The sequence below is a fragment of the Haemophilus haemolyticus genome, assembly GCF_003493685.1.
GTDB classification, from domain to species: domain Bacteria; phylum Pseudomonadota; class Gammaproteobacteria; order Enterobacterales; family Pasteurellaceae; genus Haemophilus; species Haemophilus haemolyticus_O.
In genome coordinates this window covers 1-24,753 of sequence record NZ_QQJW01000018.1, presented here as the reverse complement: position 1 = coordinate 24,753, position 24,753 = coordinate 1, and the positions used below count along the sequence as shown (strand labels likewise).

24 protein-coding genes, 2 pseudogenes and 1 riboswitch are annotated in these 24,753 nt (G+C 37.7%); of the genes and pseudogenes, 17 read left to right on the top strand and 9 right to left on the bottom strand.

All coding sequences use genetic code 11. The features are described 5' to 3' along the window. The 6 genes and pseudogenes from DV434_RS10285 to DV434_RS10255 all read left to right on the top strand — a co-directional run. Positions 1 to 101, top strand: a pseudogene (locus tag DV434_RS10285) (IS1595 family transposase); the annotation flags it as partial. 43 nt (positions 102 to 144) lie between these two features. Further along, positions 145 to 234: riboswitch (TPP riboswitch) on the bottom strand. 124 nt (positions 235 to 358) lie between these two features. Further along, positions 359 to 2,539, top strand: a complete 2,181-nt coding sequence (gene uvrD / locus DV434_RS10275) for a DNA helicase II (protein WP_192881527.1) — start codon at positions 359 to 361, stop codon at positions 2,537 to 2,539. Between the two features lie 89 nt (positions 2,540 to 2,628). Beyond that, complete coding sequence (locus tag DV434_RS10270; protein WP_192881526.1) at positions 2,629 to 3,630, top strand: ABC transporter permease subunit; 1,002 nt, start codon at positions 2,629 to 2,631, stop codon at positions 3,628 to 3,630. Between the two features lie 14 nt (positions 3,631 to 3,644). Beyond that, positions 3,645 to 4,532: an ABC transporter permease subunit gene (locus tag DV434_RS10265; RefSeq protein ID WP_105878742.1), complete on the top strand. Its 888-nt coding sequence runs from the start codon at positions 3,645 to 3,647 to the stop codon at positions 4,530 to 4,532. Between the two features lie 9 nt (positions 4,533 to 4,541). After that, positions 4,542 to 5,534 (top strand): dipeptide ABC transporter ATP-binding protein, encoded by a 993-nt coding sequence (dppD, locus tag DV434_RS10260; RefSeq protein ID WP_118786090.1) that lies wholly within the window; start codon positions 4,542 to 4,544, stop codon positions 5,532 to 5,534. Positions 5,535 to 5,536: 2 nt separating this feature from the next. Continuing rightward, complete coding sequence (locus DV434_RS10255) at positions 5,537 to 6,520, top strand: peptide ABC transporter ATP-binding protein (protein ID WP_118786089.1); 984 nt, start codon at positions 5,537 to 5,539, stop codon at positions 6,518 to 6,520. Between the two features lie 28 nt (positions 6,521 to 6,548). On the opposite strand, the gene DV434_RS10250 is transcribed toward DV434_RS10255, so the two are convergent. Further along, a complete protein-coding gene (locus DV434_RS10250; protein WP_118786095.1) occupies positions 6,549 to 7,355 on the bottom strand; it encodes a DNA ligase in 807 nt (268 codons plus the stop codon). A gap of 206 nt (positions 7,356 to 7,561) precedes the next feature. Between DV434_RS10250 and lpcA the strand changes: the two genes are divergently transcribed. The 5 genes from lpcA (at position 7,562) to artM (ending at position 11,093) form a co-directional block, all read left to right on the top strand. Further along, positions 7,562 to 8,146: a D-sedoheptulose 7-phosphate isomerase gene (lpcA, locus tag DV434_RS10245; RefSeq protein WP_005634962.1), complete on the top strand. Its 585-nt coding sequence runs from the start codon at positions 7,562 to 7,564 to the stop codon at positions 8,144 to 8,146. 126 nt (positions 8,147 to 8,272) lie between these two features. Continuing rightward, positions 8,273 to 9,004: an arginine ABC transporter ATP-binding protein ArtP gene (artP, locus tag DV434_RS10240; protein WP_118782105.1), complete on the top strand. Its 732-nt coding sequence runs from the start codon at positions 8,273 to 8,275 to the stop codon at positions 9,002 to 9,004. A 17-nt stretch (positions 9,005 to 9,021) separates the two neighbouring features. Then, positions 9,022 to 9,741 (top strand): lysine/arginine/ornithine ABC transporter substrate-binding protein, encoded by a 720-nt coding sequence (locus tag DV434_RS10235; RefSeq protein WP_118786088.1) that lies wholly within the window; start codon positions 9,022 to 9,024, stop codon positions 9,739 to 9,741. Positions 9,742 to 9,744: 3 nt separating this feature from the next. Next, a complete protein-coding gene (gene artQ, locus DV434_RS10230; RefSeq protein ID WP_118786087.1) occupies positions 9,745 to 10,410 on the top strand; it encodes an arginine ABC transporter permease ArtQ in 666 nt (221 codons plus the stop codon). Next, complete coding sequence (gene artM / locus DV434_RS10225) at positions 10,410 to 11,093, top strand: arginine ABC transporter permease ArtM (protein ID WP_118786086.1); 684 nt, start codon at positions 10,410 to 10,412, stop codon at positions 11,091 to 11,093. The genes artQ and artM overlap by 1 nt, the downstream gene beginning before the upstream one ends. Before the next feature lie 231 nt (positions 11,094 to 11,324). Here artM and DV434_RS10220 read toward each other — a convergent pair whose 3' ends face one another. From DV434_RS10220 to DV434_RS10205, 4 genes are all read right to left on the bottom strand, one after another. Next, on the bottom strand, positions 11,325 to 11,837 hold the full coding sequence (locus DV434_RS10220; protein ID WP_118786085.1) for an opacity family porin: 513 nt from the start codon (positions 11,835 to 11,837) through the stop codon (positions 11,325 to 11,327). Positions 11,838 to 11,887: 50 nt separating this feature from the next. Further along, the gene (locus tag DV434_RS10215; RefSeq protein ID WP_118786084.1) at positions 11,888 to 12,403 is read right to left on the bottom strand and encodes a SprT family zinc-dependent metalloprotease; all 516 of its coding nucleotides are present in this window, start codon (positions 12,401 to 12,403) and stop codon (positions 11,888 to 11,890) included. A gap of 288 nt (positions 12,404 to 12,691) precedes the next feature. Beyond that, entirely contained in the window at positions 12,692 to 13,846 is a 1,155-nt protein-coding gene (gene metK, locus DV434_RS10210; RefSeq protein ID WP_118786083.1) for a methionine adenosyltransferase, read from the bottom strand. A gap of 84 nt (positions 13,847 to 13,930) precedes the next feature. Next, positions 13,931 to 14,512 (bottom strand): anthranilate synthase component II, encoded by a 582-nt coding sequence (locus DV434_RS10205; RefSeq protein WP_118786082.1) that lies wholly within the window; start codon positions 14,510 to 14,512, stop codon positions 13,931 to 13,933. 42 nt (positions 14,513 to 14,554) lie between these two features. On the opposite strand from DV434_RS10205, the gene DV434_RS10200 reads away from it, so the two are divergent. Together DV434_RS10200 and DV434_RS10195 are read left to right on the top strand one after the other, a co-directional pair. Further along, positions 14,555 to 15,541, top strand: a complete 987-nt coding sequence (locus DV434_RS10200; protein WP_118786094.1) for an aminodeoxychorismate synthase component I — start codon at positions 14,555 to 14,557, stop codon at positions 15,539 to 15,541. Further along, the gene (locus DV434_RS10195) at positions 15,541 to 16,107 is read left to right on the top strand and encodes an aminotransferase class IV family protein (RefSeq protein WP_118786081.1); all 567 of its coding nucleotides are present in this window, start codon (positions 15,541 to 15,543) and stop codon (positions 16,105 to 16,107) included. The genes DV434_RS10200 and DV434_RS10195 overlap by 1 nt, the downstream gene beginning before the upstream one ends. 39 nt (positions 16,108 to 16,146) lie before the next feature. Here the strand turns inward: DV434_RS10195 and DV434_RS10190 are convergent, their stop codons facing one another. After that, positions 16,147 to 16,491 (bottom strand): DUF496 family protein, encoded by a 345-nt coding sequence (locus DV434_RS10190; RefSeq protein WP_005630430.1) that lies wholly within the window; start codon positions 16,489 to 16,491, stop codon positions 16,147 to 16,149. A gap of 185 nt (positions 16,492 to 16,676) precedes the next feature. Here DV434_RS10190 and serC point away from each other — a divergent pair, with 185 nt between their 5' ends. After that, complete coding sequence (gene serC, locus DV434_RS10185) at positions 16,677 to 17,765, top strand: 3-phosphoserine/phosphohydroxythreonine transaminase (protein WP_118786080.1); 1,089 nt, start codon at positions 16,677 to 16,679, stop codon at positions 17,763 to 17,765. An 89-nt stretch (positions 17,766 to 17,854) separates the two neighbouring features. Further along, positions 17,855 to 18,955, top strand: a complete 1,101-nt coding sequence (hisC, locus tag DV434_RS10180) for a histidinol-phosphate transaminase (protein ID WP_118786079.1) — start codon at positions 17,855 to 17,857, stop codon at positions 18,953 to 18,955. 73 nt (positions 18,956 to 19,028) lie between these two features. Here the strand turns inward: hisC and grxD are convergent, their stop codons facing one another. Next, the gene (grxD, locus tag DV434_RS10175) at positions 19,029 to 19,352 is read right to left on the bottom strand and encodes a Grx4 family monothiol glutaredoxin (protein WP_005627223.1); all 324 of its coding nucleotides are present in this window, start codon (positions 19,350 to 19,352) and stop codon (positions 19,029 to 19,031) included. Positions 19,353 to 19,502: 150 nt separating this feature from the next. Then, positions 19,503 to 20,561 (bottom strand): porin OmpA, encoded by a 1,059-nt coding sequence (ompA, locus tag DV434_RS10170; protein ID WP_118786078.1) that lies wholly within the window; start codon positions 20,559 to 20,561, stop codon positions 19,503 to 19,505. Positions 20,562 to 20,941: 380 nt separating this feature from the next. On the opposite strand from ompA, the gene ydiJ reads away from it, so the two are divergent. Then, positions 20,942 to 24,025: a D-2-hydroxyglutarate dehydrogenase YdiJ gene (gene ydiJ, locus DV434_RS10165; protein ID WP_118786093.1), complete on the top strand. Its 3,084-nt coding sequence runs from the start codon at positions 20,942 to 20,944 to the stop codon at positions 24,023 to 24,025. 77 nt (positions 24,026 to 24,102) lie between these two features. Further along, positions 24,103 to 24,483 (top strand): endonuclease domain-containing protein, encoded by a 381-nt coding sequence (locus DV434_RS10160; protein WP_032824121.1) that lies wholly within the window; start codon positions 24,103 to 24,105, stop codon positions 24,481 to 24,483. Positions 24,484 to 24,649: 166 nt separating this feature from the next. Here DV434_RS10160 and DV434_RS10155 read toward each other — a convergent pair. Next, positions 24,650 to 24,753, bottom strand: a pseudogene (locus DV434_RS10155) (IS1595 family transposase); the annotation flags it as partial.

Sequence of the window (24,753 nt, the reverse complement as noted above, 5' to 3'; positions counted from 1 at the left end):
AGCATTTTGAGCTATATTTAAAGGAATGTGAATGGCGTTTTAACAACAGTGAAATAAAATCTCAAATTTCCATTTTAAAACAATTAGTTAAGGGGATTTAGATCTAGTTATCTAGTACAGCCCCAAAAATTAAGTCAGCACATAAAAGAAAAAGAATTAGTTTCCTACGCCAGTGCTAACTGTTTCAGGTTCACGGGTATTTTCTCAGCCATGTCCGCACCCCGACTAACCATTTCACTATAAATATAAATTTTACCTTAAAGAAGTCGGACAAGTCTGTTTTTTTCCTTATTATTGTGGTATTGAAAAATAAAGACTATAATAACTGTAAATTTAAACAGATTAAAGATAGTTTATGATGGATATTTCTGAATTACTTGACGGTCTTAACGATAAACAACGCGAAGCCGTAGCAGCCCCTCTTGGTAATCATTTAGTGCTAGCTGGTGCAGGCTCGGGCAAAACGCGTGTATTGACTCACCGTATTGCTTGGTTAATTGCGGTAGAAAATATTTCTGAAGGCAGCATTATGGCGGTGACGTTTACCAATAAAGCCGCAGCAGAAATGCGTCATCGTATTCAATCTACCCTTGCCAAACACGCACAACATCAATTATTTGGAATGTGGATTGGAACCTTCCACAGCATTGCCCATCGTTTATTGCGAGCTCATCATTTAGATGTAGGATTGCCACAAGATTTCCAAATTTTAGATTCAGAAGATCAACTGCGTTTAATTAAACGATTATTAAAATTACATAATTTTGATGAAAAAGCCTTTCCGCCTAAACAGGCTTGTTGGTACATCAATAACAAAAAAGATGAAGGCTTGCGACCAAACGACATTGAAGATTTTAATGATCGCCAAGAACGTGAATGGATTAAAATTTATAAGATCTATCAAGACACTTGCGATCGAGCAGGATTGGTCGATTTTGCCGAATTATTAATTCGAGCCTATGAATTATTTGAGAAAAAACCATTAATTTTACAACGTTATCAACAACGTTTTCAGCATATTTTGGTGGATGAGTTCCAAGACACCAATAAAATTCAATATAAATGGATCAAAATTCTCGCGGGAGAAACAGGCAAAGTCATGATCGTAGGCGATGATGATCAATCTATTTATGGCTGGCGTGGCGCACAAATCGAAAATATTCAAAAATTCTTGAAAGATTTTAAAGCTGAAACCATTCGCCTTGAACAAAATTATCGTTCTACCGCCAATATCCTAAACAGCGCAAATGAATTAATTGCAAACAATAGTGATCGTCTTGGTAAAAATTTATGGACAGAGGGCGAAAAAGGCGATCCCGTGGGTATCTATGCTGCCTTTAATGAATTGGACGAAGCAAAATTTGTTGCCTCACAAATTCAGGATTGGGTAGAACATGGCGGAAAACTTGATGATTGCGCTGTACTTTATCGCAGTAATAGCCAATCACGCGTTATTGAAGAAGCCTTAATTCGCTGTCAAATTCCATATCGTATTTATGGCGGTATGCGTTTCTTCGAACGCCAAGAAATTAAAGATGCGTTAGCCTATCTTCGTTTGATTAATAATCGTCAAGATGATGCAGCTTTTGAGCGTGTAATTAATACGCCAACCCGTGGCATTGGCGACCGCACTTTAGATATATTGCGTAACTTAACACGCGAACGCCAAATTACCTTATGGCAAGCAGTACAAGTTGCAACACAAGAAAATATGTTGGCTGGACGAGCCTCAACAGCATTATTGCGTTTCCAAGAATTAATTAATTCACTACAACTTGATACCGCAGAAATGCCGCTTTTCGCACAAACTGATTTTGTGATTAAACATTCAGGTTTATATGAGATGTATAAACAAGAAAAAGGTGAAAAAGGCGAAGTGCGGATTGAAAACTTGGAAGAATTAGTTACCGCAACCCGTGAATTCATCAAACCTGATGATGCAGAAGATATGACGGAACTCACCGCCTTTTTAACTCATGCCTCTTTAGAAGCTGGTGAAGAACAAGCCTCTCCGCATCAATCTTGTGTAGAAATGATGACATTACACTCTGCTAAAGGCTTAGAATTTCCGCGTGTATTTATGGTGGGCGTAGAAGAAGGTTTATTCCCAAGTTTTCGTTCTTTTGAAGAACCCGGACGTTTAGAAGAAGAGCGTCGTTTAGCTTACGTCGGTATTACTCGCGCGAAGAAAAAACTGACCATCTCTTATGCGGAAAGCCGTCGGTTATATGCAAAAGAAGAACGCCATTTACCATCACGGTTTATCGCTGAATTACCGAAAGAATGTATCCAAGAAATTCGTTTACGAGGAACTGTCACGCGCGCAATGAATCTAGCAAAAGTCGGTTCATTGTCTAATACCAGTGCGGTCGAAAATGAATGGAAAATGGGTCAAAAAGTCAAACACGAAAAATTTGGTTTTGGCACAGTCATTAATGTGGAAGGATCTGAAAATAACACACGCTTACAAATAGCATTCCAAGCACAAGGCATTAAATGGTTGATTGCTCATTTGGCAAAATTGGAAAAAGTACGGTAGAATCCAAGAGTATTATATTTTTTACCGATTAATTTCTTTGAAAAGTGCGGTGAATTTTAACTGCACTTTTTTTGTATTTGAGTGATTGAATGTTTAAATTTTTCTTCAAACGTATCTTAATGGTAATTCCAACCTTTATTGCCATTACTTTTATTACCTTTGCCCTTGTGCATTTTATTCCTGGCGATCCAGTTGAAATAATGATGGGTGAACGTGGCTTAACACCTGAAATACATCAACAAATGATGCATCAATTAGGATTAGATCTTCCTTTGCATGAACAATATTTTCATTATATTGCTAAAGTGCTACAAGGTGATTTTGGGGCATCATTCCGCACTCAACAACCTGTTCTTACTGAATTTTTTACACTTTTCCCTGCCACCGCTGAATTAGCATTTTTTGCGTTATTTTGGTCGTTATTAGGCGGGGTGGTTTTAGGCACGATTGCTGCAGTAAAAAAAGATAGTTGGATTTCTCACACCGTTACAGCCGCATCGCTCACCGGTTATTCTATGCCAATTTTCTGGTGGGGATTGATTTTAATTTTATACGTTTCACCACAACTCGGTTTACCCCAAGGTGGACGTTTAGATAATGAATTTTGGATCGATACACCGACAGGATTTATGCTCATTGACAGCTGGCTTTCTGGTATGCCAGGTGCCTTCGAAAATGCGGTTAAATCGTTAATTCTTCCTGCCATTGTCTTAGGTACAGTTCCTCTCGCCATTATTACGCGTATGACTCGCTCTGCAATGTTGGAAGTGTTAGGTGAAGATTACATTCGCACGGCAAAAGCAAAAGGTTTAAGCTATACTCGAATCGTTATTGTTCACGCATTGCGTAATGCGTTAATTCCTGTTGTAACAGTGGTCGGATTAATCGTTGGTCAATTGCTTTCTGGTGCCGTACTCACAGAAACCATTTTTTCATGGCCGGGAATTGGAAAATGGATTATTGATGCTATTCAAGCCCGTGATTATCCAGTATTACAGGGTTCTGTACTGATTATTGCGACAATTATTATTGTGGTGAATTTAACTGTTGATTTACTTTACGGCGTGGTCAATCCGCGTATCCGTCATTAATTGTAGGAGAAATTATGTCTGACACGCCTTCAACTTTCGCGCCGAAAACGCCCTTACAAGAATTTTGGTTTTACTTCAAACAAAATCGTGGCGCGCTCATTGGTTTAATTTTTATTTTGATTGTTGCCTTAATCAGCATTCTCGCACCTTATATTGCGCCTTTTGATCCAACAGAACAAAATCGTACCGCACTTTTACTGCCTCCAGCTTGGTATGAAGGCGGCAATCCTGCTTATTTACTCGGCACAGATGATATTGGGCGAGATATCCTTTCTCGCATCATTTACGGAACGCGAATTTCTGTCTTTGCGGGGTTTGTCATTGTATTACTATCTTGCGCCTTTGGTACCAGTCTTGGCTTGATTTCTGGTTATTATGGCGGCGTGCTAGATACAATTATCATTCGCTTAATTGATATTATGCTCGCGATTCCAAACTTACTCTTGACGATTGTCGTCGTCTCTATTTTAGAGCCATCACTCGCCAATGCCACTTTAGCGATCGCCGTGGTATCGATTCCTAGTTACGTGCGTTTAACTCGAGCAGCGGTGATGAATGAAAAAAATCGTGATTATGTCACCTCCTCTAAAGTCGCGGGCGCAGGTATTCTTCGCCTCATGTTTATTGTGATTTTACCAAACTGTTTAGCGCCCTTGATTGTGCAAATGACTATGGGAATTTCTAATGCGATCTTAGAACTCGCGACACTGGGTTTCTTAGGCATTGGTGCAAAGCCACCCACACCTGAACTTGGCACAATGCTTTCAGAAGCTCGTGGTTTTATGCAAGCAGCAAATTGGTTAGTCACAATTCCCGGCTTAGTTATTTTATCTTTAGTGCTCGCTTTTAACTTAATGGGTGATGGGTTACGTGATGCACTTGATCCAAAACTCAAACAATAGGAAAACAGAATGGCATTATTAGACGTAAAAGAACTTTCTGTTCACTTTGGCGATAAAAATACGCCATTTAAAGCAGTGGATCGCATCAGCTATCAAGTCGCACAAGGCGAAGTGCTTGGCATCGTGGGAGAATCGGGCTCAGGTAAATCTGTAAGTTCGCTCGCTATTATGGGATTAATCGATCATCCAGGACGTGTTTCGGCAGAATCCTTGCAATTTGAAAATACTGATTTACTCACTTTAGAAAGTAAAACTAAACGCCAGCTTATTGGTGCTGATGTAGCAATGATTTTCCAAGATCCGATGACAAGCTTGAATCCAGCTTATACTGTGGGTTTCCAAATTATGGAAGCGTTAAAAACCCATGAAGGCGGCACAAAAAAGGCAAGAAAAGACCGCACTTTAGAGCTTTTAAGATTGGTCGGTATTCCTGATCCTGAATCTCGGATTGATGTTTATCCTCATCAGCTTTCTGGCGGAATGAGCCAGCGTGTAATGATTGCGATGGCAATTGCTTGCAGACCTAAATTATTGATTGCTGACGAGCCAACTACTGCGTTAGATGTCACTATTCAAGCACAAATTATGGAGCTATTACTCGAATTACAGAAAAAAGAATGCATGTCGCTGATTCTGATTACCCATGATCTTGCGCTTGTTGCTGAAGCTGCAGATCGAATTATCGTGATGTATGCAGGACAAATTGTTGAAGAAGGCATCGCAAAAGATATTTTCCGCGAGCCAAAACATCCTTACACTCAGGCCTTGTTACGTTCATTACCTGAATTTGCAGAAGGAAAATCTCGCTTAGAGTCATTACAAGGTGTGGTACCTGGAAAATACGATCGCCCAACAGGCTGTTTATTAAATCCTCGCTGCCCTTATGCCACCGAATATTGTCGCCAAGTTGAACCTCAATTGCATCATATCGGTTCTCGCAAAGTAAAATGCCATACTCCACTGAACGAGCAAGGCAATCCAGTTGAATATCAAGGAGCTTAATAATGACGAATGAAGTAAAAGAAAATGCGCCATTATTAAATGCGATTGGCTTAAAAAAATATTACCCTGTAAAAAAAGGCTTGTTTGCAAAACCACAGCAAGTAAAAGCGTTAGATGGTGTCTCTTTTCAGCTTGAACGAGGTAAAACTTTAGCTGTCGTGGGGGAATCTGGTTGTGGAAAATCAACGCTAGGTCGTTTATTGACAATGATTGAAGAACCCAGCGAAGGCGAATTGTATTACAAAGGGCATAATTTTTTAGAAAATGATTCTGAAACAAAAGCACTACGTCGTAAAAAAATTCAGATTGTTTTCCAAAATCCTTATGCGTCATTAAATCCACGCAAAAAAATTGGTTCAATTTTGGAAGAACCATTGATCATCAATACAAAACTTTCTGCCAAAGAACGTCGAGAAAAAGTTTTATCAATGATGGAAAAAGTGGGATTACGCGCTGAATTTTATGATCGTTATCCTCACATGTTCTCAGGCGGACAACGCCAGCGTATTGCCATCGCTCGTGGTTTAATGTTAAATCCTGATGTTGTCGTTGCCGATGAGCCGGTTTCTGCATTGGATGTTTCCGTGCGTGCGCAAGTACTGAATTTAATGATGGATTTACAAGATGAATTGGGCTTGTCTTACGTGTTCATTTCGCACGATCTTTCTGTGGTAGAACATATCGCCGATGAAGTGATGGTGATGTATCTGGGTCGTTGTGTTGAAAAAGGAACGACAGAGCAGATTTTTTCTAATCCTCAACATCCGTATACCAAAGCGTTACTTTCAGCGACACCACGTTTGTCACCAAACTTGCGCCGTGAACGTATAAAACTGACAGGCGAATTACCAAGCCCGATTAATCCGCCAAAAGGCTGTGCATTTAATCCTCGTTGTTGGAAAGCGACAGAAAAATGTCGTGAAAATCAACCGCACTTGGAGCGACATACTGATGGAAAATTAATCGCTTGTTTCCATATTGATTAAATTCATTTTGTCAGATTTATAAATAAGCTCATTTTTTCTCTCGCCAATAGGTTGCAAATCGAGGTTTTCCACTATTTGTAAGGCCTCGATATTTATAAGTAATCACTGATCCTATCGGAGGGGGATTTTCTCGTTCGTTTAAATTAAAACCCGAACCTATTTTAAATTCTCCCCGATGATTTTTACAAGTTAAAGCGCCCATCACATTTTCAAATTGTCCTTTGCCTTTATGGTGTGCAATGACCGTACATTCTTCATCTTGAGTTATTTTCAATTTTAAAATCCGATTGCTACGTTTTCGTTCATAAGGCGCATTAGGATCTCGTACAACAACGCCTTCCCCCTTCAAAGACTCGATTTGATTAAGAAACTCATATAAATGCGCTTTATCTCTCACTGGGATTTGTTCAATAATTTCAATGTAAGTTGTTGGATGTTCAAGTAAATACGCTTTCAATTTAGCTAAACGATCAAATAAATTGCCCTCTGCATCAGGCACATCAAAAACATATAATTTAAGTTTTTCCCAACCATTGCCTTTAAAGGATTTTGTGATTGATGAAATTTCCTCAAAATGATTTCGCTCACTAAATAATTCACCATCAATGGCAAAAGGCGGAAAATCCTTAGTGAAATAGGCTGGCGGTGATAAACGTTGCCCCTGCCGAGTTAATAATTCCTTTCCATTCCAATAACCGCGTACGCCATCTAACTTTTCAGACATTACCCAACCCTCTATGGGTTGATTGTCGTAAGTATGAAGAAGCATTAAATCTGAGCTAGCTAAAGCGAAAGAGCTCACGAAGAAAAGTAACAAAGTGCGGTAAAATTTCATGATATTTTTGTAAATCTTAGAACTGGTCATTTTTCTCAGAATACGTTTATCTGGAATAATCTAAAAGCACGCAAATTCACTATTACGATCTAAATCGCAAAAATCATTACTTCATCGGAAAAAGATGAATTTTTATTTACGCTAGCGGAGAATGTTTATCTGCTATACAATGCCATCGCGATTTTATTCCCAACAAGGAGCAATCAATGTATTTAGATCAAATCAAAGCAGAACTTGTGGAAGCACAAGATGTGTTAAACAAATTTATTTCTGATGAAAATAACATTAAATTAATTCAAGAAGCGGCATTATTAATTTCGAATAGCTTCAAACAAGGAGGCAAAGTGCTTTCTTGTGGTAATGGCGGTTCGCACTGTGATGCAATGCATTTTGCAGAAGAATTAACGGGTCGTTATCGTGAAAATCGTCCTGGCTACCCCGCTATTGCGATTTCAGATGTAAGCCATTTAAGCTGTGTAAGTAATGATTTTGGTTATGAATATGTCTTTTCACGCTATGTTGAAGCGGTGGGTCAAAAAGGCGATGTGTTATTCGGATTATCGACTTCAGGCAATTCAAAAAACATTTTAAACGCCATTGAAGCTGCAAAAGCAAAAGGCATGAAAGTCATTGCGATGACAGGCAAAGATGGGGGCAAAATGGCTGGATTAGCGGATGTTGAAATCCGTGTACCACATTTCCGTTATGCAGATCGTATTCAAGAAATCCATATCAAAGTCATTCATATTTTAATGATGTTAATTGAATTCGAGATGGCTAAAGAAGCCTAAAGTGCGGTTGATTTCAATCAAATTTTTAAAATCCCAAATTTTTTTGGGATTTTTTATTTACGTCACTTGCATAATTATGCATAAAAATGTAATATTTTTTCATCTTATAAAGCATAGAGAAGAAAAATGGCTATTCGTGTTAAAAATCTCAATTTCTTTTACGGTTCATCACAAGCGTTATTTGATATTAACCTTGAAGCAGAAGAAGGCGATACCGTTGTGTTACTGGGCCCAAGTGGCGCAGGAAAAAGCACATTAATTCGTACATTAAATTTGTTAGAAGTGCCAAAATCTGGCGAATTAAGCATTGCAAACAATGATTTTAATTTATCTAATGCAATGGCAAATCCAAAAGCAATTAGACAACTACGTCAAGATGTAGGAATGGTATTTCAACAATATCATCTTTGGCCTCACTTAACGGTAATTGAAAACCTAATTGAGGCACCAATGAAAGTACGTGGCGTAAGTGAAAATGAAGCCAAAGCAGATGCGATGGAATTATTAAAACGCTTACGTTTAGAACAACTTGCTGATCGCTTTCCATTACATTTGTCAGGTGGTCAGCAACAACGTGTTGCAATCGCCCGCGCGCTGATGATGAAGCCACAAGTTCTGTTATTTGATGAACCAACGGCTGCATTAGATCCAGAAATTACAGCGCAAGTTGTAGATATTATTAAAGAATTACAAGAAACTGGTATTACGCAAGTGATTGTGACCCACGAAGTCAATGTGGCGCAAAAAGTGGCGACAAAAGTCGTTTATATGGAACAAGGTAAAATCGTCGAAATGGGATCGGCTGATTGCTTTGAAAATCCCAAAACGGAACAATTTAAACACTATCTTTCTCACTAGAAAATAAGGAGCTTACGATGAAAAAAACATTATTAACTGCAATTTTATTAGGCGCATCCGTAGCAGCAAGCGCACAAGAACTCACTTTTGCAATGGAACCTAGCTATCCACCATTTGAAACCACAAATGAAAAAGGCGAAATTATCGGATTTGATGTTGATGTGGCGAATGCAATTTGTCAAGAAATTCAAGCAACCTGTAAATTCAAAGGCGAAGCTTTTGATGCACTAATTCCAAATTTAAAAGCAAAACGCTTTGATGCCTCCATTTCCGCTATTGATATTACCGATGCGAGAGCAAAACAGGTTTTATTCTCTGATGCATATTACGATAGCACTGCAAGCTATGTTGCTCTTAAAGGCAAAGCAACATTAGAAAGTGCAAAAAATGTTGGCGTACAAAATGGAACCACATTCCAACAATACACAGTAGCTGAAACCAAACAATATACAACTAAGGCTTACGCGAGCTTACAAAGTGCAATTTTAGACTTAAAGAGCGGTAGAATTGATATGATTTTTGGTGATACCGCAGTACTTGCAGATATGATTAGCAAAGAACCAGAAATGCAATTTGTTGGCGAAAAAGTAGCAAATAAAAAATATTTTGGTAATGGTTTAGGCATTGCGATGCATAAATCAAATAAAGAATTAGTGGAGCAATTAAACAAAGGTTTAGCTGCAATTAAAGCAAATGGTGAATACCAAAAAATCTATGATAAATGGATGACAAAATAATCTATGAGTTATGATTTTCTTTCTTTAATGCTTACCGCAGCCCTAATGACTTTAGGGCTTGCGGTCTGTTCATTAATCCTAGGATTATTTTTAAGCCTAATTTTTGCCGCACTTGAAGCAAATCGTTTTGTTGGCAAGCCGATGACAGTATTTGTGGCATTATTACGTGGCTTACCCGAAATTATTGTTGTATTACTTGTCTATTTTGGTTCTACTGAATTAGTAGAAATGCTAACAGGAGAATACATTGAATTTGGGGCATTTGGCTGCGGTGTATTTGCGCTTTCTCTTATTTTTGCAGCTTATGCATCGCAAACATTACGCGGCGCAATTCAAGCCATACCAAAAGGACAATGGGAATCAGGTGCAGCGTTAGGCTTAAGCAAAAGCTATACGTTCATTCACATTGTTATGCCACAAGTATGGCGTCACGCTTTACCGGGTTTAAGCAACCAATGGCTTGTATTACTAAAAGATACGGCATTGGTTTCATTAATTGGCGTAGATGATTTGATGCGCCAAGCGGATCTGATTAATACCAATACACATCAACCCTTTACTTGGTACGGTATTGCTGCGTTAATTTATTTAGCGGTGACATTAATTAGCCAAGTTGGTATTCGAAAATTAGAGCTGCGTTTTACTCGTTTTGAAAGAGGCGTGAAATAATGTTTCAAGAATATTTAACTGTGATCGCACAAGGGATCCCAACGAGTTTACTCCTCACTGTGGTATCCTTACTGATCGCTTTCTTTTTAGCCTTATTTCTTACTTTTTTACTTTCAATGGAAAATAAATGGATAAAAAGTGCGGTCAATTTATACCTTACTTTATTCACAGGCACGCCACTGTTAGTACAGTTCTTTTTAATTTATGCCGGGCCCGGTCAATTCCAATGGATTATTGACAGCCCATTATGGTTTTTCTTATCCAATGCATGGTTCTGTGCCGCATTAGCTTTAGCACTAAACAGCGCAGCTTATTCCACCCAATTATTTCATGGTGCAGTAAAAGCCATTCATAAAGGACAATGGGAAAGTTGTGCAGCGTTAGGGTTAAGCCGATTACAGACACTCAAAATCTTAATTCCCTACGCATTAAAACGCGCATTGCCGTCTTACAGTAACGAAATTATTTTGGTATTTAAAGGCACGGCGTTAGCTTCCACCATTACCATTATGGATATTATGGGCTATGCTCGCCAACTTTATGGTACAGAATATGATGCACTGACAATTTACGGCATTGCGGGTGGTATCTATTTAATTATCACAGGCATTGCGACTTTATTACTACGTAAATTAGAGAAAAAAGTATTGGCATTTGAACGTTTTGAACCAAGCAAAGCATAAAGTGCGGTAAAATTTTTAATGATTTTTAAATCCCAACCTAGGTTGGGATTTTTTATATTTTAATGTGATAGTTTTCTCAAAAAGCTATTGAAAAATAAGATTTCCGAGAATTTTAACCGCACTTTTAGTCAACTATTTTCTACTCCGCCCTAAAACGAATAACGGTGATCGCCTTAGACGATCACCGTTAAATTAAAGTGTTTTATAAAAAAGATTTTTGTATTCTAAAAATTAGAATCCGTAACCCACACCAACTTTTGCACCATAGTTATTAACTTTGGTACTATCAAAATTACCTAAACGATTGTACTCAATCCCACCATTAGCGTACCAGTTACCATCTAACTTATATTTTGCACCTGCTACAACACCATAGCCGAGCTTAATTTCTGAAGAACTTCTATATGGTTGGTTAGCTCTGTTATCATATTTAAACTGGTTAGCTGCAACACGAGCACCTACATAAGGTTGCACTTTAGAATTCGTGTCAAAATCATATAATACTGAGGCTCCTAAACCGTGAATTTTCGCACCATCAACTTTTCCGTGATGAGTATAATCACCCGCAACACGCGTATTTCCTACTTTATAACCCACGGATACGCGAGGTTCAACTCTTGTATTGTTACTACCATTGGCTTTGGTTCGAGATAAACCGACATCGCCCTCAGCATAGATATTCGCATTTGCAACAGAAGCAAAGGCAAATGCACCAACAATAACTGCTAATAAAGATTTTTTCATTGGATAACTCCTTTATTTATTGAATAAACTGGAAAAATATATCACAAAAATTATTCTTCATCATCGACAAAAATTAATTTTCCCTTACATTTTCTACATAAATATTCAATCTTTTCTTTTACTATTCTATTATGACGACGAATAGTTAGAAAATGGGTTTGGCAAGCACAACGATATTCAAAGGTTTTACCTTGCACATTTTTTATATCAAATTGATGGCAAGTATCCGCAGAAAGCTTAAAAATTTCATTCATTACAAGCTGCCACTCTTTCCCGTGTGGTTTTACGCGACCAAACATTTGATACACAATCAAATGCGCAAGCTCATGTGGCACGACTTGTCGAATAAATTCATCCGTATTTTCTTGCAATAAAGTGCGGTTAAATTTTATTTCATTTTTTTGTAGGTAAGCCACGCCTGCCTTTATACCACGTAACTCATAATTTACCTCTGGCATTGTAAATTTTCGCTTAAAATAAGCCTCTGCAAGCTGCAAAGACTGATTCAATTTACGTTGCACTTGCATTTTTAAATGACGAAATGGAATGAGTAATATTGATGTCATCGGTAAAAGCAAAAACCGCTAGATAAGCGGCTTTTATATGATAGAATGATCAGTGGCTGGTCAGGTGTTGTCATTACCTGACTGGGGGGTCAGGTAATGCAATCATCTCGATCAGTTTGTTTTAACACTGATTGGGAGACAAAATTGATGAAAATTATCTTTATAATCGTCATCATATTTATTGTGTTACTGTATAGCTCGCCAGCTTGGTAACACTTATCAGTCAAGGCAACAAGAAACCTTGTTGCCTTTCCAATATAATCCTTTCAAACTAAAAATTCAAGCCTATTATTTTAAACCTGCTGCAATACGCAATTCTGCTGCACGATCCACTTTTTCCCAAGGGAATTGCTCACGACCGAAATGACCATAAGCTGCCGTTTCACGATAGATTGGTTGGATTAAATCTAACATTTTAATTAAGCCATAAGGACGTAAATCAAAGAATTCACGAACTAATGACACTAATAATTCATTCGCAACTTTTCCAGTTCCAAAGGTTTCAACCATGATTGATGTTGGATCAGCCACACCAATCGCATAAGAAAGTTGAATTTCACAACGATCTGCAAGACCTGCTGCCACAATATTTTTTGCGACATATCGTGCAGCATAAGCTGCTGAACGGTCAACTTTAGATGGATCTTTTCCTGAGAATGCGCCACCACCGTGACGAGCGGCACCACCGTAAGTATCCACGATAATTTTACGACCAGTTAAACCACAATCCCCCATCGGTCCACCAATAACAAAACGGCCAGTCGGGTTAATGAAGAATTTTGTTTCTTTAGAAAGCCATTCACTTGGTAATACAGGTTTGATAATTTCTTCCATCACACCTTCGTGTAAGTCTTTTTGGCTAATCTCTTCAGAATGTTGAGTAGAAAGCACAACCGCATCCACACCAACAATTTTATTATCTTCATATTTTAACGTTACTTGGCTTTTCGCATCTGGGCGTAACCATGCTAATTTACCGCTTTTACGCACTTCAGCTTGTTTTTCCATTAAGCGATGTGCATAAGTAATAGCTGCAGGCATTAATACATCCGTTTCATTGGTGGCATAACCAAACATAATACCTTGGTCTCCTGCGCCTTGATCTAATGGATTTTCACGATCAACACCTTGATTAATATCTGCAGATTGTTTACCAATCGCATTAAGCACCGCACAAGAATGGCCATCAAAACCCATTTCAGAATGTTCATAACCAATATCACAAATCACTTTACGGGTTAAATTCTCAATATCAACCCAAGCAGAGGTTGTGATTTCCCCACCCACCAATGCCATACCGGTTTTTACGTAGGTCTCACAAGCTACTCGTGCTTTTGGATCTTGTTTTAGGATTTCATCAAGTACTGCATCAGAAATTTGATCGGCAATTTTATCTGGATGCCCTTCAGAGACTGATTCGGATGTAAATAAATAGCTAGACATATTTTCTCTCTTTTTCTTTTAAATTTGGATGTATTGACGTATAGACGTCTATAATACGTATTTTTGCTTAATAAGCAAGCGCTATTATTGATTAATCACAGCAGGAATAGTCAACCAATTACACAAAATTTGCTCACCGAAGTCTGACATATAAGACTCAGGATGAAACTGAACGCCATAAATTGGTAACGATTTATGCTGCATAGCCATTACCACGCCTTCATCGCAAAGTGCGGTAACTTCTAGGCAACGAGGAAAATCTTTTTTCTGTACTCCCCAAGAATGATATAGCCCGATATTAAATTCGCTTGGAAGGCTAAAAAATAATGGAGAATTTGACCGCACTTTTAAAATTCGTTTCTGGCCATGACGGACTTTCTGTAAGTTATACAATGTACCACCAAAAAATTCACATAAGGTTTGATGCCCTAAACACACACCTAAAATAGATTTTTGCTGATAATATTTTTCCAACATAGAAAAAAGTTGTGGATAAGCTCGTGGTACATCAGGCCCCGGCGAAATCAATATATGACTATATTTTTCCGCTGTACTTTCCTTTAAATCTTCCACATTCAAAACATCATAAGGCACATTTAATTTCCGAATTAAATCTACCAAGTTAAAAGTAAAAGAATCGTGATTATTAATGATGAGTAATTTCATAACCGTTCGGCATTCATTATAATGCGGGCAATTTTACGCAAAATGGCACAAAGCACAATGCAACATTTCATTGAACAGGCTAATCATTATGGCAAACAACGCACGCCATTTTTCTTTCTCATTGATTTTGAAAAAGAAAAACCATTGATTTGTCCTCTCGAAAATTCTGCACAACAAGGCATTTATTTTGATATTTTAGGGAAAAGAAATTGCACGATTTCTCCACAACCTCTCCCTCTTAATTTTACCAAACATCCAATGCCCTTCTCGCGTTATCAACAAGGTTTTGAACTTGTTCAAAGTGAATTACAAAAAGGCAATTCTTATTTATTAAATCTCACCTACCCCACTGAAATTTCAGGTAATCTGTCACTTGAACAGATTTTTCATCAAACAAATGCACCTTATAAATTGTGGTTACAGGATCAATTTGTTTGCTTCTCACCAGAATGTTTTGTCAATATTCATGACAACAGCATTTTTACTTATCCCATGAAAGGGACAATTAATTCGTCTCTGCCCGATGCAGAAAATCAGTTACTCACAAATGAAAAAGAACAGCGCGAACATTACACGATTGTTGATTTGATGCGTAATGATTTATCCATGGTGGCAGAAAACATTCGGGTGAAAAAATTTCGTTATATCGATCGCATCAAAACACAAAAAAGCGAAATACTGCAAACCAGTTCTGAAATTTACGGAAAATTGAATGAAAACTGGCAAAATCAAATTGGGGATATTTTAGCGACACTCTTGCCTGCCGGTTCCATTAGTGGCGCACCAAAAGAAAAAACCACACAAATTATTCAACAAGCAGAAAAACAAAAACGCGATTATTACACAGGAATTTTTGGCATATTTGATGGTAAAACACTACAAAGTGCGGTGGCAATTCGATTTATTTCTCAAGTAGATGAAAAATTTTATTTTCATAGTGGAGGTGGAATTACCATTCATAGCAATGTGCAAGATGAATATGAAGAATTGTTAGAAAAAATCTATTTACCGATTGAAGGTGCTGATTAATGTATCCTCTATTTGAAACCCTTTGTATTGAAAACGGGAAAATTCAAAATATCGATTTACACCAAACACGGTATGAACGTAGTTTACGTGAATATTATGGCAAAAGTGCGGTGAAAATTTTTAATCTTTTTTCACTCATTCAACTTCCTACGCCCTTACAAAATCGATTAGTTCGCTGCCGCATTGATTACAATGCCAAAACCACACAAATTCAATATTTTGAATACCATCGAAAAATTTACCGCACTTTTCAACCTGTAATTTTTGACGATATCGAATATGGATTGAAATATTCTGATCGCAGTTTAATTAATACATTATTTGCTCAACGAGGCACTTGTGATGAAATTATTATTATCAAAAATGGAAAAGTGACAGATTGTTCCATTGGTAATTTAATTTTCCGCCAAGGGGAAAAATGGTACACACCAGATACTCCATTGCTTTTAGGCACACAACGAGAAAAATTATTACAAGAGGGGAAAATTCAAGAAAGCACAATATTCCAAGAAGATATTGTCAATTTTGATGAAATTAAAATCATTAACGCAATGAATAGCTTATAAAAAATAAGCCGACTGATTCAGCCGGCTATTTCATTACAATTATTTTTCAGAATTTTTCAATAATTCCGCATGCGCTTTTTTCTGACTTTTCATTTTCGCACTGATCTCTCGACGTTGCGTAGAAAGCTCTGCATTGCGAATCGTATAATCATCAACACGACCTTCATAGTCATCACGCATACTTTCAATAATTCCACGCACCTCTTCGATGGTCATATCATCACGAATGTATTGATTTAAGTTATCTAACAATAATACGCGTTTTTGATTGTCACGGATTTTACGATTATTGTCTTCCATATCGCGCTTAATTTTGTTTTTCGAACGATACATACGCACGTATTCCAACACCTCTTGGAAAGATTGCTTGTTTACAGTTTCCATAATGACTCTCTTTTAGTAAGAAAATTGATGGCGGTAATGTAGCCTCTTTTTGGTAATTCGTCAAAAGCTGAAAGTAAATTTTGTGAGTCAGCTCAAAAAAATTTTTTATTTACCGAAAAACCGTTGATTCTCTGCTTTTGTAGTGATAAAACAGATCCAACTATCTACAAAAATAAGGAAACACAATGTCACAAGTCTTTAATTTTAGCGCTGGCCCAGCGATGATTTTTCCAGAAGTACTACAAAAAGCACAAGGTGAACTGACAAACTGGCTCAATCAAGGTGTGTCCGTGATGGAAGTAAGCCATCGCGGCAAATATTTCATGGAACTTATTGCACAAGCAGAAAAAGATCTACGTGAGGTTTACAATATTCCTGATAACTATCGCGTACTTTTCCTACAAGGTGGTGCTCGCGGTCAATTTTCAGCAATTCCGATGAACTTAATCGGTAAAAAAGGCAAAGCCCTTTATTTAAATAGTGGGCATTGGTCAGCGACAGCAGCAAAAGAAGCAAAAAATTTTGCAGAAATTGATGAAATCAGTATCGTAGAAAATGGCGAACAGACTCGAATTACCGATCTTGATTTTAGCCATATCGCTGATCAATATGACTACGTTCATTATTGTCCAAACGAAACCATCAGTGGTGTGGAGATTTTTGATGTACCAAATGTGGGCGATGCCGTATTGGTCGCAGATATGTCTTCAAATATTCTTTCACGCCAAATCGATATCAGTAAATTTGGTGTAATTTATGCGGGCGCCCAAAAAAATCTTGGCCCTGCGGGCATTACATTAGTCATTATTCGTGATGATTTAATCGGTAATGCACGTAAAGAAACCCCATCTATTTGGAATTATGCAACTCAACGTGATGCAGACTCAATGATTAATACACCACCAACATTTGCTTGGTATTTATGTTCCCTCGTATTTAAACATCTTAAAGAGATAGGGGGCTTAACTGCGATCGCAAAACGTAATGCGTTAAAAGCACAAACGCTTTATGATTATATTGATTCGAGCAAACTTTACCGCAATGTGGTAGCAAAAGAAAACCGCTCAACAATGAATGTTACTTTCATTACAGGCAATTCTGAATTAGATGCAAAATTTGTCGCAGAATCTACTGCTGCGGGCTTACAAGCCTTGAAAGGTCACAAGATTTTAGGTGGAATGCGTGCGTCTATTTACAATGCAATGCCACAAGAAGGCGTTGAGGCACTCATTTCATTTATGAAAAAATTTGAAGCTGAAAATCTTCCTCAATAGTTAAAGAACATTTTCAATGGGCGTATTCACTACGCCCAAATTTACTTGAAAATTCATCCTAATCCACATCAATATTTTCAAATAACACTATGCAGTACATAAATATTGCCAATCGTGGCGTACAATCCTTATCACCTTATCAAGCAGGTAAACCGATTGAAGAATTAGAACGAGAACTTGGCATTTCCAATATCGTTAAACTGGCCTCAAACGAAAACCCATTTGGTTTTCCAGAAAGTGCAAAAAAAGCAATTTTCGAACAATTAGATAAACTGACTCGTTATCCAGATGCGAATGGCTTTGAACTAAAACAAACTATTGCAAGAAAATTTGGTGTTCAACCAAATCAAATTACGCTCGGTAATGGCTCAAATGATTTATTAGAACTTTTTGCTCACACTTTCGCAACCGAAGGCGATGAAATCATTTATTCACAATATGCCTTTATTGTTTATCCTTTAGTAACTAAAGCGATTAATGCAGTTGCAAAAGAAATTCCGGCTAAAAATTGGGGGCACGATTTACAAGGATTTTTGACCGCACTTTCTAATAAAACAAAGCTCATTTACATTGCTAATCCCAATAATCCAACGGGTAATTTTTTAACGTCACAAGAAATTGAAGATTTTTTAGCAAAAGTTCCCCAAAATGTAATCGTGGTATTAGATGAAGCCTATACTGAATTTACCAGATCTGAAGAACGAGTAGACTCTTTCAGTTTATTAAAAAAATATTCAAATTTAATTATTTCACGTTCTCTTTCTAAAGCCTATGGCTTAGCGGGTTTACGCATTGGTTATGCGGTATCTAATTCTGAAATCGCAGATTTATTAAATCGAGTTCGACAACCATTTAACTGTAATTCTTTGGCATTAACCGCTGCGGTTGCCGTAATGAATGATGATGAATTTGTTGAGAAAGTCGCTGAAAATAATCGAGTAGAAATGAGACGTTACGAAGAGTTCTGCCAACATCATCAATTAGAATATATTCCTTCCAAAGGAAATTTTATAACGATTGATTTCAAACAACCTGCTGCCCCAATTTATGATGCATTATTACATGAAGGCGTAATTGTTCGCCCAATTGCTGGTTATGGCATGCCGAATCATTTGCGTATAAGTATTGGTTTACCTGAAGAAAACGATAAATTTTTCACCGCACTTTCTAAGGTATTAAAACTTGCCTAGACTATGTGTTCAATAAAAACAATTTATTTGTATAAAAAACCCGCTATAAGCGGGTTTCATTTTTCTAATGTAATTAAGCGTGTTTTGCTGCAACTTCAGCTAATAAAGTTTGTAATTCACCAGATTGATACATCTCTAAAATGATATCACAACCACCAATTAATTCTCCCTCTACCCATAATTGGGGGAAAGTTGGCCAGTTTGCATATGCTGGTAATTCAGCACGAATATCTGGATGTTGCAAAATATCTACATAACCAAAAGGTACTTTACAATTCATCAATGCTTCAGATGCACGGGCAGAAAAACCACAAGATGGTAATTTTGGTGAACCTTTCATATAAATAAGAATTGGATTTTCACTAATTTGCTTTTTGATTTTGTCTAAGGTTTCCATAATGTTCCCTATAAATAAATGAAAGCCGCATTCTATCATAAGTTAAAACTTGATTGAAATGCTTGGTTTTAGATTCATATAAGACAAAAGGCCTAAACCGAAGTTTAAGCCTTTTGCTGTATTTAATCTTTCGTTAAACGAATACTAAAATTATTTAGTACCGTTAACTGCGATTTCTACACGACGGTCTGGAGCAAGACATGCGATAAGCGCTTTACGACCTTTAACTTGGTCACAAGTTGCGCCAGTCACTGGGTTTGCTTTACCATAACCAGTTGCAGAGATTGCATCTGCAGAAACACCTTTAGCAACGAAGTAGTTAGCTACAGTGTCAGCACGACGTTGAGAAAGTTTTAAGTTACCAGCATCAGAACCGATACGGTCGGTGTAACCAGCAACAGCTACTTTAGCGTTGTTAACTTGTGCGATTTCACCGTAGATACCATCTAAAGCTGCTTGAGCTTGTGGTTTTAAGTTTGCTTTACCGAATGCGAAAGTCACATCAGAGTTTAAGTTGAAAGTTTTGCTTACAACTTCAGGTGCTGCTACAACTGGCGCTGCGCCTTGACCGAAGCGGTAAGAAATACCTGCATTGATAGAACCAATCCAAGGGTTGTAGTCAATTGCGCTATTTGGTTCACCTTGAGTGCGTAATTTACCTACGCGAGTTAGCCATTGGTATTCTAAACGAACTGCTAATTCTGGTAATACTGCATATTCTGCACCCACTGCAAATAAACCAGAGGTACGTAAGCTATGGCGACCAGCTTCATGATCACGAGAGCCATCTGGATCGTAGAATTTATAGTCAGAACGAACTAAAGCAACACCTGCTTTACCATAAACATCTAAACCTTCTAACACTTCATAGCTGCCTTTTAAGCTTAAGTGAGCACCGTGGTTAGTGTGTTTTGCTGCTACTTTACCAGCATCTTTGAATTTAACACGACCGAAATCATCGTAACCTAATTCAACCGCTAAACCTAAGTTATCACGATTTAAGATTTGGTAACCACCAAATACACCGTAAGTGAAAGAATTACGGTGATAACCCTCATTATTTTCACGAGCTTGAGCACGAATGCCATCATGGAAAGATGCTTGACCAGCTTTAACACCTGCATAGAAAGTGTTTTCTTGTGGAGCTGCTTGAGCTACTGAAGCAGCTGCTAAACCAGCAACTACTAATGCGATTGCAGTTTTTTTCATTTTGATGTCCTCTATTTAGTCATCGAATAGTAATAAAAAAGTGTCCTTGTTTATACTGAACTTTTAATTAAAGTTACATTCTAAACAGTCGCTTAACTAGGGTTTTGAATTTGCCCTACTTTTTACCTTTTGACAAATTCAATTCCTTTGTTTACGCCAAAGGAACGTTCAAAAGTGCGCCTATTATCCTATAAAAATTGAAAAGATCAAATTCTTTTGAACTTTTTGTTTATTTTTTTATCCAAAAATACTCTTTTCTTGACTAATTTACTCCATAAAAAGCTTCTTAAAAACGCTCAAAATCTAATTCGACATTATTCGCACCTTAAGATATTATCGAGAACACCCAGCTATTTATGTCTTTAAATGAGTTAAATGCTATGTTGCCAAGTCTAAATCGCACTCCACAAATTGAACAAGATGTCCTTAACTATCTCCAAGCACTTAAAAAACAACATTTTGAAGGAGATATCGCTACAAATTATGCAGATAGATTAAGTCTTGCTACGGATAACAGCGTTTACCAACAACTTCCACAAGCGATTCTTTTTCCGAAAACTGTCGCTGATATAGTACGTATAACAAAATTAGCAAATTTACCTGAATATCAATCGATCACCTTTACGCCTCGTGGTGGTGGTACGGGGACCAATGGACAATCCATTAATAACAATATAATAGTGGATCTCTCTCGTCATATGACTGCTATTTTAGAACTCAATGTAAAAGAACGTTGGGTTCGAGTACAAGCAGGCGTTGTAAAAGATCAACTTAATCAATTTTTAAAACCACATGGTTTATTCTTTGCCCCAGAGCTATCCACCAGCAACCGAGCGACTTTAGGTGGAATGATTAACACCGATGCCTCTGGGCAAGGTTCATTGCAATACGGTAAAACCTCTAATCACGTTTTGGCATTACGCGCAGTATTAATGAACGGTGAGATTTTAGATACAAGTGCGGTCAATTCTGTTGATGTTTTAGAAAACATCGATGCGCTTGAATTAAGTGATAGTAGCAAAAGACTCCATCAAACAATCGCGCAACACTGCAAAGAAAAAAGAATGGCAATCATTAAAGATCTGCCACAACTTAACCGTTTTTTAACAGGATACGATCTGAAAAATGTATTCAATGAAGATGAAAGTAAATTTAATCTAACAAGGATTCTCACTGGTTCTGAAGGTTCTCTCGCATTTATTTGCGAAGCCAAACTCAATCTTCTGCCAATTCCTCAGTATCGCACGCTCATCAATATTAAATATCGTTCTTTTAATGCGGCATTACGCAATGCACCTTTTATGGTGAAAGCCAATGCGCTTTCTGTGGAAACCGTTGATTCCAAAGTCTTAAACCTCGCCAAACAAGATATTATTTGGCACTCGGTGAATGAACTTCTTACAGAAGATGAAACGGATCCAATTCTTGGTTTAAATATTGTGGAATTTGCTGGTAATAATCAAGAAAAAATAGACCGCCAAGTTACCGCACTTTGTCGCTCACTTGATGAAAAAATCGAACACAACCAAGATCACATTATTGGCTATCAAGTTTGCTCAGATTTACCTTCTATTGAGCGTATTTATGCAATGCGAAAAAAAGCAGTGGGCTTACTGGGTAATGCAAAAGGTGCTGCCAAACCGATTCCTTTCGTGGAAGATACTTGTGTCCCCCCAGAAAATCTTGCGGATTACATCAGTGAATTTCGCGCTTTATTAGACAAACACAATTTACAATATGGCATGTTTGGTCACGTGGATGCTGGCGTGTTGCACGTTCGCCCTGCGCTTGATTTATGCGACAAAGAACAAGTGAAATTATTCAAACAAATTTCAGATGAAGTAGCAGAACTTACGATTAAATATGGTGGATTACTCTGGGGAGAGCATGGAAAAGGCGTGCGTTCCCATTACGGCGAAAAATTCTTTACGCCAGAACTCTGGCACGAACTTCGTTATATCAAAACCTTATTCGATCCGAACAATCGCTTAAATCCCGGCAAAATCTGTACGCCTTTAGATTCCAAAGAGGAACTTTATTCTATTCTTTCGCCTATGCGGGCTGATAACGATCGTCAAATTCCGATCCAAATGCGCGATGAATTTAAGGGTGCGATGAACTGCAATGGAAACGGTTTATGTTTCAATTTTGATGAACACAGCATTATGTGCCCATCGATGAAAGTCAGTAAAAACCGTGTATTTTCGCCGAAAGGTCGCGCAGCCATGGTTAGAGAATGGCTTCGATTGATGGCAAATGAAAATGTTTCGCCCGAACAATTAGACTTCCGTAAAACAGAAATAAAATTAACCGCACTTGTAAAAAGACTGAGCAATACGGTTCAAAAATGGCGAGGCGATTATGATTTTTCTCACGAAGTGAAAGCTGCAATGGACACTTGCCTTGCTTGTAAAGCCTGTGCAAGCCAATGCCCGATAAAAATCGATGTACCAAGTTTCCGTGCGAAATTCTTTCATTTTTATCACAACCGCTACTTACGTCCAGTAAAAGATCACATTGTGGCAAATTTAGAAATCGCAGCGCCTTATATGGCAAAACAAGCAAAATTCTTTAATTATTTTACCAAGCTAAAAGTCACGCAAACATTAGTGGAAAAAACGCTAGGTATGACCGATTTACCCTTGCTTTCTGAACCCAATTTGCAACAACAGCTGGTGGAAATTCATTATCAAGACAAATCCTTGGAAGAATTGGAAGACCTAAGTGCGGTAGAAAAAAACGATGTTTTATTTATTGTGCAAGATCCTTATACCTCTTACTATGATGCGAAAGTGGTTCGCGATTTTGTTATGCTTACGCAAAAATTAGGCTTTAAACCAATTCTGTTGCCATTTAAACCAAACGGCAAAGCAATGCACATTAAAGGCTTCTTAAAACGCTTTAGCAAAACAGCACAAAACCAAGCTGAGTTTTTAAATAGAATGGCAAAATTAGGCATTCCGCTTGTAGGCGTTGATCCAGCCATCGTACTGTCTTATCGAGATGAATACAAAGAAGCACTACAAGAAAAACGGGGCGATTTTCACGTTCTCACCGCACACGAATGGTTAAAACAAAGATTACAAAATACGGCATTACAAGATAAACTGAAAAACATCGCCAAAACTGACCGCACTTCCGATTGGTATTTATTCCCGCATTGTACAGAATCTACTTTTATGCCGAATAGTCCAAAAGAATGGCAAGAAATTTTTGGAAGATTTGGACAACAACTTACTGTAGAAAAAGTAGGATGTTGTGGTATGGCTGGTGTATTTGGGCATGAAGTGCAAAATCAAAAAATGAGCCGAGAAATCTACGATGTATCGTGGCATAAAAAACTGTATGGAAAAGATCCGCACTTTTGTTTAGCTACCGGTTATTCTTGCCGCAGTCAGGTAAAACGTTATGAACATGTGGTGCTAAAACACCCTGTGCAGGCCTTACTTGAGATATTTAAATAAAGAATGATAACTTGCCTTCCCCTGCTTGCGGGGGAAGGTGCCTGAAGGGCGGAAGGGGGATATAGGGATATAAGGATATGCGAAATAAAAATAAACGATTAGCCCAATATGCTACAGAATTAAGACATAATATGACAGATGCAGAGTATGCACTATGGTACCATTTGAGAAATAAACTCTTTTGTGGTATCCGTTTTAATAGACAGGTTATTATTGGTCATTACATTGTGGATTTTTGCAGTAGAAAATTAAAACTTGTTATTGAATTAGATGGCATTCAGCACGTAGAACAAGAACAATATGATTTAGAAAGAACAAAATTCTTAACAGCACAAGGCTATAAAGTTATTCGGTTTTGGAATGATGAAGTACTAAAAAACATAGATAATGTACTTGAGGCAATTTATGTTGAAATTGAGCATTTATCCCCCCTCAGCCTTCGGCAGCTCCCCCCATAAATGGGTGGAGCCAAGATTAGAAGTTATAAAATAAATAATGATAACTTACCTTCCCCTGCTTGCGGGGGAAGATGCCCGAAGGGCGGAAGGGGGGATATAGAGATATGCGAAATAAAATTTTGGAATGATGAAATATTAAAAAAGGGGCTGTACTAGATAACTAGATCTAAATCCCCTTAACTAATTGTTTTAAAATGGAAATTTGAGATTTTATTTCACTGTTGTTAAAACGCCATTCACATTCCTTTAAATATAGCTCAAAATGCTCTT